This is a genomic window from Devosia sp. ZW T5_3 (assembly GCF_044987315.1).
Taxonomy (GTDB): Bacteria; Pseudomonadota; Alphaproteobacteria; order Rhizobiales; family Devosiaceae; genus Devosia.
The window spans coordinates 119,589-135,419 of record NZ_JBJDRE010000014.1; the positions used below are offsets into that span (position 1 = coordinate 119,589).

Genomic DNA, 15,831 nt, shown 5'->3' on the forward strand with positions numbered 1-15,831 from the left:
TCGTTCTCTGCTGTCCTATGAAAGAACAAATAGAGAACAAGATGGCCGGTCAAAATGGATATGCAGCTTGATCTGTTTGGCGGTGGCGCGCCGAAACTGGTGGGGACAGGGCGGTCGTTCCCAACGCATCGCTGGTATTTCACTCTTCTGCCGCCACCAGTGATTGCCCAGGATATGGAATACTTCGCCTTGCGCATGTCGCGCCGCTACGGCGTCCGGCGCCCCGTTCGGGCGGCGCGGATCCACGCGTCGCTTCATGGTATAGGCGAGGGTGACGAGATTCCAGCGGACGACCTCGATGCAGCTCTTGAAGTTGGCGAAGCCATCCGACGGCCGGCATTTGACGTCACATTCGATCGGCTCATGACCCTGGATGGGGGAGGCAAGGGCCGCAGCGGGCGGCAATTTCCGACCGTACTCAGCTGCTCGACGGGGCAGCGCGAAATCCAGGCGCTTCATGCCGATTTGCGGCGTGAGATGCTTCGGCGTGGCCTCGAAGGCGGTCCCTCAAACATCCTGCCGCATGTGACTTTGTGGTACGATACCGGCTCGGTTCCCGAGCAGCCTTTGTCTCGCCCATTCCGCTGGCGCGTCCGGCAGTTCTTTCTCGTTCGCACCACACTCGGCGAGGCCAGGCCCGAATGCCTTGGGGAATGGCGGCTGGGCCGCTGACGCCCAAGCCAAGCGCGCATTTGCATTCCCCCGGCACCGTGCTAAACGTGCGCCCCAATTCATTCGTGACGCTAGGCCATCCATGTCCCAGGACAATATTTTCCGCGAAGTCGACGAGGAGCTCCGCTCCGACCGTATGCGCGCCTTTTGGCGCCGCTTCGCACCCTATGTCATCGGTGCTGCGATTGCCGTGGTTGCCTTGGTTGCCGTCAATGAAGGCTGGTCCTGGTATCACGCCAACAATGCCGCCCAGTCCTCCGACGAGCTCTATGCGGCGTTCGACCTGATCGACGGCAACGACCTGCCGGCCGCCCAGACTGCGCTCGACAAGGTCATCGCCGATGGCTCGGGCCGCTACCCGACCCTGGCCGAGTTCCGCAAGGCCGGTGTGCTCGCCAAGGCAGGCAACACCGCCGAGGCCGTCGCCGCCTATGACGCGCTGGCAAATTCGCTGGACAATATCCGCCTGCGCGAACTGGCTCTGGTTCTGGCGGGCAATCTGCTGATCGATAATGGCACGCTGGCCGATGTGCAGTCGCGCATCGAAACCATCGCCACCGAGGGCAATCCGCTGCGCAATGCCGCCCGCGAAATCCTTGGCCTGGCCCAGTATAAGGCCGGCGATTTCGCCGCCGCGCAGACCAGCTTTGAAGCTGTTATCAACGATCCGATGTCCCAGAGCAGCGCCCGCAACCGCATGGGCTATTATCTCGCCCAGCTGCTGTCGGAAGGCGTCGTCACCGCGCCGGCTCCTGCCGCGACAGCCGATGACGCCGCCAATGCCATCGACCAGATCGTCAGCGACGACGCTCCGGCAGCCGAGAGTGCAGCACCCGCTGCCCCGGCCACGACCGAATCTGCCGCCCCCGCGGCTCCTGCGGCTCCCGCCGCCACCACCGAGACCGCACCGGCCCTGCAATAGGGCCGGCCGGATTCTGCCCGATCGGAACACAGCTTATATGACCGTCACCGTTGCCATCGTCGGTCGCCCCAATGTCGGCAAATCGACCCTGTTTAACCGCCTTGTCGGGCGCAAGATTGCGCTGGTCGACGACACGCCGGGCGTCACCCGTGACCGACGCGAGGCCGAGGGCCACATTGCCGACCTGACGTTCCGCATTCTCGACACTGCCGGCTACGAAGACGTCACCGATGGCAGCCTTGAAGACCGCATGCGCCAGCAGACCGAAATGGCCATCAAGGAAGCCGACGTCATCCTGTTCATGATCGACGCCCGTGCTGGCGTGGTCCCGCTCGACCAGCGCTTCGCCCAGGTGCTGCGCAAGGCCGGCAAGGATGTGCATCTGGTCGGCAACAAGGCCGAAAGCAGCGCTGCCGAGGCGGGGCTGGTCGAAGCCTTCAAGCTCGGCTTTGGCGAACCGATCGCGCTGTCGGCCGAACACGGCCTGGGCCTCTCCGAGCTCTATTCCATCGTCTCCAAGGCGATCGACGAGGCCGAGGCCAATAAGGAAGCCGAGACCATCGCCGATCTCGACGAGATGCCTGAGGTCGATGTCGACATCACCGAGGACATGCTCGAAGGGGAGGGCGAAGAAGCCACCCTGCGCTGGAATCCCAAGCGCTACCTCAACGTTGCCATCGTTGGCCGCCCCAATGCCGGCAAGTCCACGCTGATCAATCGCATGGTCGGCGAAGACCGCGTGCTGGTCGGCCCCGAAGCCGGCATTACCCGCGACAGCATTCTCGTGCCGTGGGAATGGGAAGGCCGCGTGATCAATCTGGTCGATACCGCCGGCATTCGCCGCCGTGCGCGCGTCCAGGAAAAGCTCGAAAAGCTCGCCGTCGGCGATAGCCTGCGCTCGATCCAATATGCCGAAGTCGTCGTGCTGATGCTCGATGCCACCATCCCCTTCGAAAAGCAGGATCTGGCGCTGGCCGATCTGGTCGAACGCGAAGGCCGTGCGCTGGTTATCGCCGTCAACAAATGGGACCTGATCGAGGACAAGAACGCGGCTCTCGCGGCCCTCAAAGAAGCCTGCACACGCCTGCTGCCGCAGCTGCGCGGCGTGCCGCTGGTCACCCTGTCCGGCCTCACCGGCAAGAATATCGACAAGCTGATGGACGCGATCTTCAAGATCGAACGCAGCTGGAACTCGCATGTCTCCACAGCCCGCCTCAATCGCTGGCTGACCGGCATGACCGAGAGCCATCCGCCGCCGGCCGTCTCCGGCCGCCGTCTCAAGCTGCGCTACATGACGCAGGCCAAGACCAGGCCGCCAAGCTTCATCCTCTTCGCCTCGCGCCCCGAGGCCCTGCCCATGGCCTATCAGCGCTATCTGGTGAATGGCCTGCGCGAGGCCTTCGACATCCAGGGCACGCCGATCCGCCTCTGGGTGCGCGCCGGCAGCGACAATCCCTATAACGACAAGCGCAAGCGCAAGATCGGCTAGGTTCGATCGAGGTGAAGGGTGGCCCCGGCCGCCCTTCATTGTTTTTGTCCACAGCCATGGTGCATTCGCCGCGATAGCCGCTATATTGCGCAACCTTAAGCGACCCGATGCTGAGTGCGGGGCCGCATCCATTGTTGAGATCTTGTTCGCAGAAATATTGATCGTCGTCGTTCTCACTATCGTCAACGGCGTGTTGGCGATGTCCGAACTGGCAGTCGTTTCGTCCCGGCCCGCGCGCCTGCGCGCCATGGCCGATCAGGGTAACAAGGGGGCTGCCACGGCCATCCGCCTGGCCGAAGACCCCGGCAAATTCCTCTCTTCCGTGCAGATCGGCATTACCCTGGTGGGTATCCTGTCCGGCGCCTTCTCCGGCGCCACGCTGGGCCTGCGCCTCACCGATTGGCTCAAGGATATCGGCGTCGCCGCTAGCGTTGCCGACGTGCTGGGCGTCGGCGTCGTCGTGGTCGCCATCACCTATATTTCGTTGATCCTGGGCGAATTGGTGCCCAAGCAGATCGCCCTGCGCGATCCCGAAGGCGTGGCTTCGCGTGTGGCGCCGGGCATGAAGCTGCTCGCCGCCATCGGCTCGCCGATCGTCTTCATTCTCGATATTTCCGGCCGCACGGTTTTGTCCTTGCTGGGGCAGGGTGAGGAATCCGAGGAAAAGGTCACCGAGGAAGAGGTCAAGACCCTCATCGCCGAGGCGGCAACAACCGGCATTATCGAAAGCGACGAGCATTCGATGATTTCGGGCGTCATGCGTCTGGCCGACCGTTCGGCCCGCGGCCTGATGACCCCTCGCCTCGAGGTCGATGTGATCGACCTGTCCGATGACAGCGACGAAATCCGCAAGGCGATCCTGGGCACGCACCGTTCGCGCCTGCTGGTGCAGGATGGTGACGCCGATTCGATCATTGGCGTCGTGGCCATCAAGGACATCATCAGCGTCTTTGCCAATGGCCAGCCACTGGAGGTGCGCAAATTCGTGCAGCCGGTGCCGGTGGTGATGGACCATGCCGACGCGCTCGACGTGGTGCGCGCCATCCGCAACGCCACGGTGCACATGGCCCTCGTGGTGGACGAATATGGGCACTTCGAGGGCATCGTGACCTCGGCCGATATTCTCGAGGTCATCACCGGCGTCTTCCAGGAAGAAACCGGCGACGATCCGGCGCTGGTGAAACGCGAGGACGGCTCCTGGCTCGTGGCCGGCTGGATGCCAGTCGACGAGTTCAGCGAAAAGCTCAAAGTGGCGATCCCCAAGGACGCCAAGTTCGAAACGGTCGCGGGTTACGTGCTGTCCATCATCAACCGCCTGCCGGCGGTGGGCGAGACGTTTGAGCACAATGGCTGGAAATTCGAGGTGCTCGATCTCGATGGCCGCCGCATCGACAAGATCATGATGACCAAGCTGAACTAGGCTTCCGGTCGAAACAAAAAGGGCGCCGTGAGGCGCCCTTTGCGATTATCGGGTCTGCACCAGCTACCAGTGGACCTCATCCTGAGCTTGTCGAAGGACGAGGTCGTGGCACCGCTCCTAAATCTCTTCGAAGGCCCCGGTCCGCATATCGAACAGCTGACCATTCTCCTTGAGCGCAGGGCTCAACAGGTCGATCAGCTTGGGCGCGATATCTGCAGGCGTCGGCAGCGTCGCCGGATCTTCCCCGGGCATGGCCTTGGCCCGCATCGCGGTGCGTACCGCGCCGGGATAGAACACATTGACGCGTACCTTGGTCTGCTCGACCTCGCCGGCATAGGATTTAACCATGGCGTCCACGGCCGCCTTGCTGGCGGCATAGAGCCCCCAATACGGCCGTGCGGACCGCGCTGACGAGGACGAGACGAACACCGCCCGCCCGGCATCGGCCTGCCGCAGCAGCAGGTCGCACGAGCGCAGCAGCCGGTAATTGGCCGTCACATTGACGGCAATGACCTTGTCGAAATCTTCCGGCGAAACATGGGGCAGGGGGCTGAGCACGCCCAATTGTCCGGCATTGGCTACCAGGCCATCCAACGCGCCCCAGCGCTCGAAAATGGCCGCGCCGAGCCGGTCGATGGCATCGCCATCGCGCAGGTCGAGCGGTACCAGCGTGGTCGAGGAGCCCAGGTCCTGGATTTCGTCATCCAGTTCTTCGAGGCCCCCCACGGTGCGGGCGACCGCAACCACATGGGCGCCGCGCTTCGCCGCCTCGATGGCGCTTGCATAACCGATGCCGCGCGAGGCGCCGGTGACGAGGATGACCTTGCCGGCAAGGTCATTGGATACAGCCATTAGCCGGCCTCTTTGAGCAGGGAGATTTGTTTCGGCTCGTTCTTGGCGCGGCCGTTCAGATCGGTCAACTGTGTCGGATAGTCGCCGGTGAAATAATGGTCGGTAAACTGCGGCGCCTTGGGGTTGCGCGGCTCGCCACCCACGGCGTCATAAAGCCCGTCGATCGACAGGAACGCCAGCGAATCCGCGCCGATGAACCGGCACATCGAGGCCAGGTCCTTATGCTGGTTGGCCAATAGCTTTTCCGGGTCCGGGGTGTCGATGCCGTAATAATCCGAGAAAAAGATCATCGGGCTGGCGACGCGCAGATGCACTTCGGTGGCCCCGGCATCGCGGATCATCTGCACAATCTTGAGCGAGGTCGTGCCCCGCACGATCGAGTCGTCGACCAGCACGACGCGCTTGCCCGCGATCTCGGCGCGATTGGCCGAATGCTTGAGCTTGACGCCAAAGGCGCGGATCGACTGGGTCGGTTCGATAAAGGTGCGGCCCACATAATGGTTGCGGATAATGCCGAGCTCGAACGGAATGCCGCTCTGCTGCGCATAGCCGATTGCCGCCGGCGTGCCGCCATCGGGCACCGGCACCACCACATCGGCCTCGACCGGGGCTTCCTTGGCGAGATTGATGCCCATGCCTTTGCGCGCCGAATAGACGCTGCGGCCGGCCACCACCGAATCGGGACGGGCGAAATAGACATATTCGAACAGGCAGGGCCGCTCTGGCGCCGGGCGAGCCGGCTTGCGCTCATCGATGCTGATCGAGCCATCCGGCTGGATTTCGCAGATGATGACTTCGCCATTCTCGACGTCGCGGATGTATTTGGCGCCGATCATGTCGAGCGCGCAGGTCTCCGAGCAGAAGATCGGCTTGCCATCGAGCTCGCCCATCACCAGCGGCCTTATGCCCACCGGGTCGCGCGCCGCGATCAGCTTGGTGCGGGTCATCGCCAGCATGGCGTAGCCGCCTTCCATCTGGCGGATGGCGTCGATGAAGCGGTCGGTGGTGGAGGAATGGCGCGACCGCGCCACCAGATGCAGCACCACTTCGGTGTCCGACGTGGACTGGCAGATGGCACCCGTCGCGATGATCTGCCGGCGCAACGTCAGCCCATTGGTGAAATTGCCATTATGGGCAATGGCGATGCCACCGGCCTCAAGTTCGGCAAACAGCGGCTGCACATTGCGCAGCGCCACCTCGCCCGTGGTCGAATAGCGCGTATGGCCCATGGCCATGGCACCGGGCAGCTTGGCCAACAAAGCCGGGTCCGTATAATGGTCGCCCACCAGGCCCATGCGCTTTTCGGTATAGAATTGCTTGCCATCGAAGCTGACGATACCCGCCGCCTCCTGGCCGCGATGCTGCAAAGCGTGCAGCCCCAGCGCGGTGAGGGTGGCGGCATCGTTATGCCCCAAAATGCCAAACACGCCGCACTCTTCATGCAGCGTGTCGCCATTGAGATCGAATGAGTCGTCGCTCGGATGGTTCACCGGGCTCTCCATGCCAATGCTGCCCTCAACTGCAGAACTGCCGTCGCCAATGGCGACAAGGCCGTGCGCAGCGCTTTCGCTCTACGCAATAGCCCAAATTGGTGTCCCCGACCAATGTTGTCACAAAGGGTCAGGGTTGTGGCGAGCACAGCGCACTCACCAGAAAATGATCGTCCTCAGGCGCCAGGCGCGATCGGAGCCGGCGGTGTCACCGGCGGAACCGTGCTGTCCTCGGTGGCGTCGGTGCCTTCATCCACGGGCGCCGGCGGCGCTTCTGGATCTTCGGTCAGGCCCGTGCCGCCCTTGAGGATTTCGGTAACCTGCTGCTCAAGACCCTCTGGCAGCATGGAAATCAGCGTATTGCCCATATTCTGCAGATGCGGCAGCGATTGCGACTGCGCAGCCCAGGGCGGCAGATTGTTGGGCAGGAGCCAGGTGCCGAAAATCGTGATCACGATGGCGATCAGCACGCCGCGCAACACACCGAAAACGAAACCCAGCGTACGATCGATCGGGCCGACGCGGCTGTCGACGACAAAGTCGGCAATGCGCATGGTCAACAGATGCAGCACGATCAGCGCGACAATAAAGGTCACGACCACGGTGGCGATATCGGCCACGATCTGCTCGGCAATATATTGCCGGGCAATTTCCGGATGGTACTGCCACATATAGATGGCGATAGCGGCCGAGCCGGCCCATGTCGCCAGCGAAAGCACTTCGCGGGTCAGCCCGCGCGCGGTGGCCAGGATTGCCGAAATCAGCACCAGTACACCAACACCAACGTCGAACGCTGTCAGCATATGTCTTCGCTTAGCTCCAGTTGCCGCCCCGGCTTATTGGGCTTCGTTTAGCCGCTTTGTGTTGCAAAGCCAAGGCTTACGGCGCCTCCGATGCGCGATCTTCCCAGAAAGCGACAAACTGTGCCGGCTCTACCACTGCTCTGGCTCTTTTGCCGGCGCCTTGCCATTGGCCGCAATCCGCCCCACTAGTTCCGATAAAGCGGTAAACTCGGACACGTCGAGCCCGCTATTGCGATCCGCATTGCTCAGCCGTCCGGTCGACACCGCCTTGAACCCCAATTTACCCGCTTCGCGCAGCCGCAGCGAGCCATGCACCACCGGTCGCACGCCGCCGGCCAGCGAAATTTCGCCGAAATAGACCGAATCCTTGGGCAGGGGTGAGCCGGTCAGCGAGGAAATCAGCGCCGCCGCGACGGCCAGATCGGCCGCCGGCTCGTTGATTTTCAACCCGCCCGCCACGTTAAGATAAATATCATTGGCCCCGATCCGCACCCCACAGCGGGTTTCGAGCACGGCCAGCACCATGGAAAGGCGCGAGCTATCCCAGCCCACTACGGCCCGGCGCGGCGTGCCGAGCGGGGAGGGCGCCACCAGCGCCTGGATTTCGATCAGCAGGGGCCGCGTGCCCTCCATGCCCGCAAACACCGCCGAACCTGCCGCACCCTCATCCCGCTGGTCGAGAAACAGCGCCGAAGGATTGGAGACTTCCTCCAGCCCAAGCTCGGTCATGGCGAACACCCCGATCTCGTCGGTCGCGCCATAGCGGTTCTTCACGCCGCGCAGAATGCGGAACGTATGGCTGGTGTCGCCCTCGAAATAGAGCACGGCATCGACCATGTGCTCGACCACGCGCGGCCCGGCGATCTGTCCATCCTTGGTGACATGGCCCACCAGCACGACCGCCGCCCCGCTTTTCTTGGCAAAGCGCGTCAAAGCCTGCGCGGAGGTGCGCACCTGGGTCACCGTGCCCGGCGCAGAATCGACGCGATCCGTCCACAGCGTCTGGATCGAATCGATAATGACCAGGTCCGGGGCAGGGCCGTTTTCCAGTGTCGCGAGAATGATCTCGACATTGGTCTCGGCGGCCAGCAGCACTTCGGCGTCGCCCAGCCCCAGCCGCTGCGCCCGCAGCCGCACCTGCGCCACCGCTTCCTCGCCCGAAACATAGACGACGCGCTTGCCCCGATTGGCCAAAGCCGCTGCCGATTGCAGCAATAGCGTCGATTTGCCGATACCGGGGTCGCCGCCCACCAGCAGGGCTGAACCCATCACAAAGCCGCCGCCAGTGACCCGGTCCAACTCGCCAATGCCCGTCACCACCCGCGCCGCGCTCTCGGTCTCACCGGACAGCGGCACCAGATTGGTCGGCTTGCCATTGGCCTTGGCCGATTTGGGGCCCGCGCCAACCCCACTATCGGTCATCTCCTCGACCATGGTGTTCCAGTCGCCACAGGCGTCGCAGCGCCCCTGCCAGCGGGTCGAGACGGCGCCGCAGGCTTGGCAGACAAAGGAAGATCGGGATTTGGCCAATGGAAACTCGCGAATGCAACTATGCCAACGCTAGCCGCAAATGCCAGTCACCGCAAGAACAAATAGCGAACGACTATTCCGGCAGATTACCGTCGCCCACATAGCTGCGATTATAGCGGCCCTGCTTGAGCGAGGTCAGGATTTCGTAGCCGATCGTGCCGGCTGCATCGGCCTGGTCGTCCGCGCCGATCAGGTTGCCCAGCACTTCGGCGCCCTCGCCAGGGGAGGGCAGGTCCGAGCCAAGTTCGGTAATATCCACGATGGTCGTATCCATCGAAATCCGCCCGATCACGGGACATGCCTTGCCGCGAATGACCACCTTGCCGCCCGGCCGCATATTCGTGCCCGATAGCGAGCGCAGAAAACCATCGGCATAGCCATGCGCGATGATCGCCAGCCGGCTGTTGCGCGATAGCGAATAGGTTGCCCCATAGCCTACCGTCTCGCCGGTGCGGGCCTCGACCACCTGCAGGATCGGCACATGCAGCGTCGCCACCGCCGCCATCGGGTTCTTGCGCCCATTCACCGCCCGGCCGCCATAAAGCGCAATGCCGGGCCGCACCATCTGGAAGTGATAGTCGCGCCCGCTCATCAGCCCGGCCGAATTGGCCAGCGAGGCCGGAATCCCTGGAAACTGGTTCAGCACCGAGCTGAACAGCGCCAGTTGCGTACGGTTTTTCTCGTGATTGGGCGTGTCGGCGCAAGCCAGATGGCTCATCACCATTTGCGGCGCATAGCCCAGCGTTTCGATCTGCTGGCGCACGACGCTCGCTTCATTGAGCCGGAAGCCCAGCCGGTTCATGCCGGTATCGAAATGGAACGCCGACGGGTAGGCCTCGTTGCGTTCCACGCATTTGGCTAGCCATTCTTCCAGCATCGCCACCGAGGAAATCACCGGCATCAGATTCTGCCGCACATAAAGATTGGCCGCGCCCGGATAAAGCCCGTTGAGCACAAAGATATGAGCGTCGGGTACGGCAGCGCGCACCGCCATGCCTTCGTCGGGCGTCGCCACGAAGAAGAAGCGCGCGCCCGCCGCATGCAGCGCCTTGCTCGCCATGGTGATGCCCATGCCATAGGCGTCGGCTTTCACCACGGCAGCCGTCAGCGCCCCGGCGCTCACGCGGTCGAGCGCGCGCCAGTTGCGGGCCAACGCGCCCAGATCGATGCTTAATTGGCCCCCAAGGCCTGAAGTCAGCGCCATGCCTATTCCATGCGCTCGGGAAGATAATCGGCCCGAGCCAGATTGCCGAAGCGGGTAAATTGCGCCTCAAAACTTAACTGCACAGTACCAGTGGGGCCGTGTCGTTGCTTGGCGATGATGACTTCCGCCTTGCCGTGCACTTTTTCCATCTCGCTCTGCCAGGCCAAGTGCTCGGGCGTACCCTCTTTGGGTTCCTTGTTCTTGAGATAGTATTCTTCGCGATACACGAACAACACCACGTCAGCGTCCTGCTCGATAGAGCCCGATTCGCGCAAATCCGCTAGCTGCGGATGCTTGTCATCGCGCGACTCCACCTGGCGCGACAGCTGGGACAGCGCAATCACCGGCACTTCCAGCTCCTTGGCCAGCGCCTTGAGCGTGGTGGTGATTTCGGTCAGTTCCTGCACGCGGTTCTGGCTCGAAGCCTTGCTTGAGCCCGTCAGCAGCTGCAGATAGTCCACGATCAGGCAATCGAGCCCTTTCTGCCGCTTCAGCCGCCGCGCCCGCGCCGCCAGTTGCGCCACCGAGATACCGCCGGTATCGTCGATATAAAGCGGCATCACGCTCATCATGTTGGACACATCGACCAGCTTGGTGAATTGGCTGTCGTGAATTTTGCCGCGGCGGATATCGGAGGAGGAGACCTCCGCCTGCTCGGCCAGGATACGCGTCGCCAGTTGTTCCGAACTCATTTCAAGGCTGAAGAACCCGACCACGCCGCCATTGACGGTCTTGAGATGCCCATCCGCCTGCACCTCGCTCTTATAGGCCTTGGCCACGTTGAACGCGATATTGGTCACCAGCGAGGTCTTGCCCATGGCAGGGCGTCCCGCCAGCACGATCAAGTCGCTGCGCTGCAAGCCGCCCATCTGCCGGTCCAGATCATCCAGCGCCGTCGCGATGCCCGACAGGCCGCCGTCACGCTGATAGGCCTCGCCCGCCATGCGGATGGAGGCCTGTAGCGCCGTGCCGAACGCCTGAAAGCCGCCATCATAGCGGCCCTTCTCGGCCAGCTGAAACAGCGCGCCTTCGACCTTTTCGATCTGCTTGACCGGCGTCATCTCGACATCGGATTCGTAGGCTTCCGACACCATCTCCTCGCCGACCAGAATCAGGCTGCGGCGAATCGCCAGGTCGTAGATGGCCTGGCCGTAATCGGCCGCGTTGATAACGGTGGTGGCTTCCGCCGCCATGCGCGCCAGATATTGCGCCATGGTCATTTCAGGCAGCAACTGGTCGGGCAGGTGGGTCTTGATGGTGGTCGGGTCAGCCGATTTGCCGGCGCGGATGATCTTGCCGACCAGCTCATAGATGTCGCGGTGGATTGGCTCGTAGAAATGCTCGGGTTCGAGAAAGTCGGACACCCGATAGAACGCGTCATTGTTCAGCAGGATAGCGCCCAGCAGCGCCTGCTCGGCCTCCACATTGTGCGGGGCCAGGCGGAAGGACTTTTCCTCGGCACTATGCAGCCGTGCGATCTCTGCCATCTTAGCCTCCCTAACGACGTTAACCTTTCTTAACCACGCGATGCGGGCCAGAGTCTCGACCTACCGGAGGAGGGGTTAACACGCCCTGACCCGGTCCTGTGAACACTGGGGACAACGGGGAATGTGAATAGCGTTGCTTGCATGTGAGCAAGGCAGCAGCATGGCATGAGTCGCGGGTCAGCGGCTCGCTTTACGGCGCTGCACGAGCACTTCGACGCCGTCCAGCAGGCGCTCCAGCCCAAATTCGAACGCCTCCTGGCCCCAGAACTGGCCCGATCGTGCTGCTGTGGCGGCTGTGCCGACCCGAACCGATAGCGGAAACATCTTGGGATCGACCAAGCGCTCCAGCACCGGCATGGCTTGCACCCACCATTCGCCGTCTGCCAGACCCGTTTCGCCCTGTTCGGCCCGCAAGCGATTCTCCATCCGCGCGGCATGGGCGACCTGGGCCAGGAGCTGCGGCAGGGTTTGGTCCATTTCGGGGTCGGTCAGGCCGATGCCCTCGATCGGCGCCAGTTCAAGCTCGTGCTTGCGCATTTCATGCGGCCCCATGGGGGACCGAATTGCCTGCAATTCCTGCAGCCATGGATGTGCCAGGTGCAGGGCGCGGTTGGTATGCGCCACGGTGCGCAGGCCCTCGCGCCAGTCCACCGTGGAGGGCGCACCGCCAGCATAGAGGTCGCGATAGGCGTGATCGACCATCAACGCGACCAGGTCAGCCTTGCTCGGCGCAAAACTATAAGTTGCCATTGTCCTGACGCCGAGCTTGGCGGCCACGGCGCGCATCGATAGAGCGTTCGCGCCCTGTTCCTGCACCAAGGCAATGGCAGCGGCGACGAAATCGCCAACGCTTTTCCCGCTGCGCCCCACCGGCCGGCTATGCGAACTCCACAACAGGGCCTGCGTCCGCCCCAGATCCGTTGCTATTTCGCCTCGTTCAGTCATGTCGCCAGATCACCCCTTGGCTGCAAGATACAAGCGTAAGTCCGTTTGACCAGACATTTTGCCATTCCGTTGACCCTCAGTAGCCAAAACGATACAGTGTATCGTATAATGTATAATTGAGGGGTTTCTGGATGGAAGTGCAACAGCCGACATCGCACGAGCTTCTGGCCTTGGCTGGCGAGATAGACAACCACGCGCCAGTTCAGGCACTGGGTAGCATTGTGGTTGAGGCCCCTGCGGACCGCGTATGGGCTGCACTCAGTGACGTGACCAACTGGCCGGCGATCCGCGCCGATATCAACACCGTGTCGCGAGCCGAAGCAGCGGCTCCTGGGGGCGTCTTCACGTGGCGCACAGGGGAGGTGGCGGTCACCTCGCGGTTCGGCGTTGTAGACCCTGAGCGTCTTCTGACCTGGACCACGACGGCGCCGGGCCTCGCAGCGGTGCATGTCTATGCCTTCGAGGTGCTTGGTCCCGAACTCACGCGCATTTCTGCCGCGGAGTCGATGGATGGAGCAATCGTGGCCGCGGTCCAGCTCAACAATTCTCAACTGGCCGAACGCATCCAATCCTGGTTGATCGGCATCAAGAATTTTGCCGAGCGCCCATAACAAAAAGGCCGGGCAACAAGTGCCCGGCCTTTTCAAACGATCGATGATTGATCTTAGACTTCGTCGTCGAAACGATCGTCCTGCTGCGCGTCCTTCTGGCCGGCAGCGAAGTCGCCTTCAACGTCGTCTTCATACTGGGTGACGGTCACGTCTTCACCGGCGCTCTGGCGAGCCGCTTCGTCTTCCGAGCGGGCGACGTTGACCGAGATCGACACAGCAACTTCCGAATGCAGGTTCAGCGGCACAGTGTGCACGCCAACCGACTTGATCGGGTCTGCGAGGTCGATCTGCGAACGCTGCACGGTGAAACCTTCGGCAGCCAGGGCTTCCACGATATCGCGCGAAGCGACCGAACCGTAGAGCTGGCCGGTTTCGCCGGCCTGGCGGATGATCACGACGACCTTGCCGTCCAGACCTTCGGCAATGCCGGCAGCCGACTTGCGGCGGTCTTCATTGCGCTGTTCGATGTGAGCGCGCTCAGCTTCGAACTTCTGGCGATTGGCGGCAGTGGCGCGCAGCGCCTTGCCCTGCGGCAGCAGGAAGTTACGGGCAAAGCCGTCCTTCACGCTGACTTCGTCGCCGATGGAGCCGGTGCGACCAATGCGCTCGAGCAGAATGACTTTCATTGGGGTATTTCCTTTGGGCTGTCCCGTCGATGTGACGGTTAGGAGTCCCGGACCATCCGGAACCCCAGCGATTGCCTCCCGCATTCCCTGTGGGGCAGGGGAGGCCAAACAGAAAGTCGTTGGGCTGGATGAGATAGTGGTGGTTCGCGAGAACCGGAGCGGAACGTACTAATGTACGTGAGCACCGGAAGCGCAGCGAACCGCCGCTAGATCGCCAGCCCAGCGAACTTACTGGACGGCATACGGCATGATGCCGATGAAGCGGGCACGCTTGATCGCCCGTGCCAGTTCACGCTGCTTCAGCGCCGAAACGGCGGTGATGCGGCTCGGCACGATCTTGCCGCGCTCGGAAACATAGCGGCTCAGCAGGCGCACGTCCTTGTAGTCGATCTTTGGCGCGCCTTCACCCGAGAACGGGCAGGTCTTGCGGCGGCGCTGGAACGGACGGCGGGCTTGGGCAGTGGTCAGGTCTTTGATAGCCATAGCTTTTCGGTCCTTATATTAGAAACGGCGCGGGCGGCGTTCGCCACCGGCAAAGCCACCGCGTTCGCCACCACGATCCGGACGGGTGCCGTCACGGTCGTCGCGATCGCGCTTTTGCATCATGGCAGATGGGCCTTCTTCCAGCTCGTCGACACGCACGGTCATGAAGCGCAGGATGTCTTCATTGATGCGCATCTGGCGCTCCATCTCGGCAACGGCAGGAGCCGGCGCGTCGATGTTCATCAGCGTGTAGTGAGCCTTGCGGTTCTTGCGGATGCGGTAGGAGAGACCCTTGAGGCCCCAATATTCGTTCTTGGTGACCTTGCCGCCGCCAGAGGCGAGGACTTCGGTCAGCGCAGCGGTCAGTTCTTCAACCTGCTGCTGCGATACGTCCTGGCGCGCCAGGAAGATATGCTCGTAAAGGGCCATGAATGCGCCTTCCTTCGTGGTTTAACACACATGCAATGTCTGGCGCGGAGCCTCCTTGAAGCCGGAAAGGCATCAAAGCAGTCTTGCAAAGAGCGGGAACACGGGAGGCCGGGCATGAGCCCTATTTGCCGTTCTTTCAAACGACAAACCCTCCGTTCAGCCCCCGGCCAAACGAATTGCTGGCGTCCCAATAGGGGGAAACCCGCCCGAGATCAAGCAGAAACGGGTATTGCCACGAACCGGGCAGGTCGAACGCATGCCCGGTTCACTTGCGGGAGCTCAGTTCGGCTCGTCGCCAACGGCCAGGATATTGCCTTCGGAATCCTTGAACCAGGCGGCGTGGAACTTGCCCATCGTGGCTATGCCGTCCACCGTCTTGAGCCCCGGCATGTCATAGTCCTCGAACTTGACGCCATGCCGCCGCATATCCTGCACCTCTGCCTCCACATCGTCGGTGGTAAAGGACAGCAGGGTATTGGGTGCCTTGCCGGCATTGGGCGTGGGATAGAGCAGGAAGCTGGTGCCCCCGCCGACCTTGTACATGCACCCCATCTGGTCTTCCATTGCCGGAGTGAGGCCAAGTTTGTCGCGATACCAGGATTTTGCGCGGTCCATGTCTGCAGCCGGGATGGTCGCGTAGGCACGATGATCTGTGAGCATAACTTCCTCCCTTTCTGAGAGCCTGTCACAGCAGCTAAAATACGCCTCTCGCCGGTGAGAGTAAACGCGATCATGCGGGACGGACTTGCTGTTCCGCGAATGGTTTTGCCACCGTGCCGCCTTGACTCTGCCACACACTCCCGGCAAACGCCGCGCAACTGGACAGACCGCTCGCGGTTTGGCTAACTGCGATGCCACAGGGGGCACT

At 62.5% G+C, this 15,831-nt stretch carries 16 protein-coding genes; 5 read left to right on the top strand and 11 right to left on the bottom strand.

The features are described from left to right. Positions 1–54 precede the first annotated feature (54 nt). The 4 genes from ACI3KW_RS17455 (at position 55) to ACI3KW_RS17470 (ending at position 4,503) form a co-directional block, all read left to right on the top strand. Positions 55–672, top strand: coding sequence for a 2'-5' RNA ligase family protein (locus ACI3KW_RS17455; RefSeq protein ID WP_404849158.1), 618 nt, complete (start codon positions 55–57; stop codon positions 670–672). 82 nt (positions 673–754) lie between these two features. Continuing rightward, positions 755–1,594 carry a tetratricopeptide repeat protein gene (locus tag ACI3KW_RS17460; protein WP_404849159.1) on the top strand — a complete coding sequence of 280 codons (840 nt, stop codon included), beginning with the start codon at positions 755–757 and terminating at the stop codon, positions 1,592–1,594. 37 nt (positions 1,595–1,631) lie between these two features. Beyond that, positions 1,632–3,083, top strand: a complete 1,452-nt coding sequence (gene der, locus ACI3KW_RS17465; RefSeq protein WP_113123149.1) for a ribosome biogenesis GTPase Der — start codon at positions 1,632–1,634, stop codon at positions 3,081–3,083. 157 nt (positions 3,084–3,240) lie between these two features. Then, positions 3,241–4,503 (top strand): hemolysin family protein, encoded by a 1,263-nt coding sequence (locus ACI3KW_RS17470; protein WP_404849160.1) that lies wholly within the window; start codon positions 3,241–3,243, stop codon positions 4,501–4,503. A 117-nt stretch (positions 4,504–4,620) separates the two neighbouring features. On the opposite strand, the gene ACI3KW_RS17475 is transcribed toward ACI3KW_RS17470, so the two are convergent. From ACI3KW_RS17475 to ACI3KW_RS17505, 7 genes are all read right to left on the bottom strand, one after another. Continuing rightward, a complete protein-coding gene (locus tag ACI3KW_RS17475; RefSeq protein ID WP_113123151.1) occupies positions 4,621–5,355 on the bottom strand; it encodes an SDR family NAD(P)-dependent oxidoreductase in 735 nt (244 codons plus the stop codon). Next, the gene (gene purF / locus ACI3KW_RS17480) at positions 5,355–6,845 is read right to left on the bottom strand and encodes an amidophosphoribosyltransferase (protein WP_390888791.1); all 1,491 of its coding nucleotides are present in this window, start codon (positions 6,843–6,845) and stop codon (positions 5,355–5,357) included. The genes ACI3KW_RS17475 and purF overlap by 1 nt, the downstream gene beginning before the upstream one ends. Before the next feature lie 176 nt (positions 6,846–7,021). After that, positions 7,022–7,648 (bottom strand): CvpA family protein, encoded by a 627-nt coding sequence (locus ACI3KW_RS17485; RefSeq protein WP_404849161.1) that lies wholly within the window; start codon positions 7,646–7,648, stop codon positions 7,022–7,024. Between the two features lie 129 nt (positions 7,649–7,777). Further along, entirely contained in the window at positions 7,778–9,178 is a 1,401-nt protein-coding gene (gene radA, locus ACI3KW_RS17490; RefSeq protein WP_113123154.1) for a DNA repair protein RadA, read from the bottom strand. Between the two features lie 73 nt (positions 9,179–9,251). After that, positions 9,252–10,382 carry an alanine racemase gene (gene alr, locus ACI3KW_RS17495; protein WP_404849163.1) on the bottom strand — a complete coding sequence of 377 codons (1,131 nt, stop codon included), beginning with the start codon at positions 10,380–10,382 and terminating at the stop codon, positions 9,252–9,254. Between the two features lie 2 nt (positions 10,383–10,384). Continuing rightward, a complete protein-coding gene (locus ACI3KW_RS17500) occupies positions 10,385–11,869 on the bottom strand; it encodes a replicative DNA helicase (protein ID WP_113123156.1) in 1,485 nt (494 codons plus the stop codon). A gap of 177 nt (positions 11,870–12,046) precedes the next feature. Further along, positions 12,047–12,814, bottom strand: coding sequence for a TetR/AcrR family transcriptional regulator (locus tag ACI3KW_RS17505; RefSeq protein ID WP_404849164.1), 768 nt, complete (start codon positions 12,812–12,814; stop codon positions 12,047–12,049). Between the two features lie 131 nt (positions 12,815–12,945). Here ACI3KW_RS17505 and ACI3KW_RS17510 point away from each other — a divergent pair, with 131 nt between their 5' ends. Then, complete coding sequence (locus ACI3KW_RS17510) at positions 12,946–13,425, top strand: SRPBCC family protein (protein ID WP_404849165.1); 480 nt, start codon at positions 12,946–12,948, stop codon at positions 13,423–13,425. Positions 13,426–13,478: 53 nt separating this feature from the next. Here ACI3KW_RS17510 and rplI read toward each other — a convergent pair whose 3' ends face one another. From rplI to ACI3KW_RS17530, 4 genes are all read right to left on the bottom strand, one after another. Continuing rightward, positions 13,479–14,051 carry a 50S ribosomal protein L9 gene (gene rplI, locus ACI3KW_RS17515; protein WP_113123159.1) on the bottom strand — a complete coding sequence of 191 codons (573 nt, stop codon included), beginning with the start codon at positions 14,049–14,051 and terminating at the stop codon, positions 13,479–13,481. A 228-nt stretch (positions 14,052–14,279) separates the two neighbouring features. Continuing rightward, positions 14,280–14,534, bottom strand: a complete 255-nt coding sequence (rpsR, locus tag ACI3KW_RS17520; RefSeq protein WP_035100429.1) for a 30S ribosomal protein S18 — start codon at positions 14,532–14,534, stop codon at positions 14,280–14,282. 18 nt (positions 14,535–14,552) lie between these two features. Then, positions 14,553–14,963, bottom strand: coding sequence for a 30S ribosomal protein S6 (rpsF, locus tag ACI3KW_RS17525; protein WP_113123160.1), 411 nt, complete (start codon positions 14,961–14,963; stop codon positions 14,553–14,555). Between the two features lie 279 nt (positions 14,964–15,242). After that, positions 15,243–15,623 carry a VOC family protein gene (locus tag ACI3KW_RS17530; RefSeq protein ID WP_113123161.1) on the bottom strand — a complete coding sequence of 127 codons (381 nt, stop codon included), beginning with the start codon at positions 15,621–15,623 and terminating at the stop codon, positions 15,243–15,245. Positions 15,624–15,831: the final 208 nt, after the last annotated feature.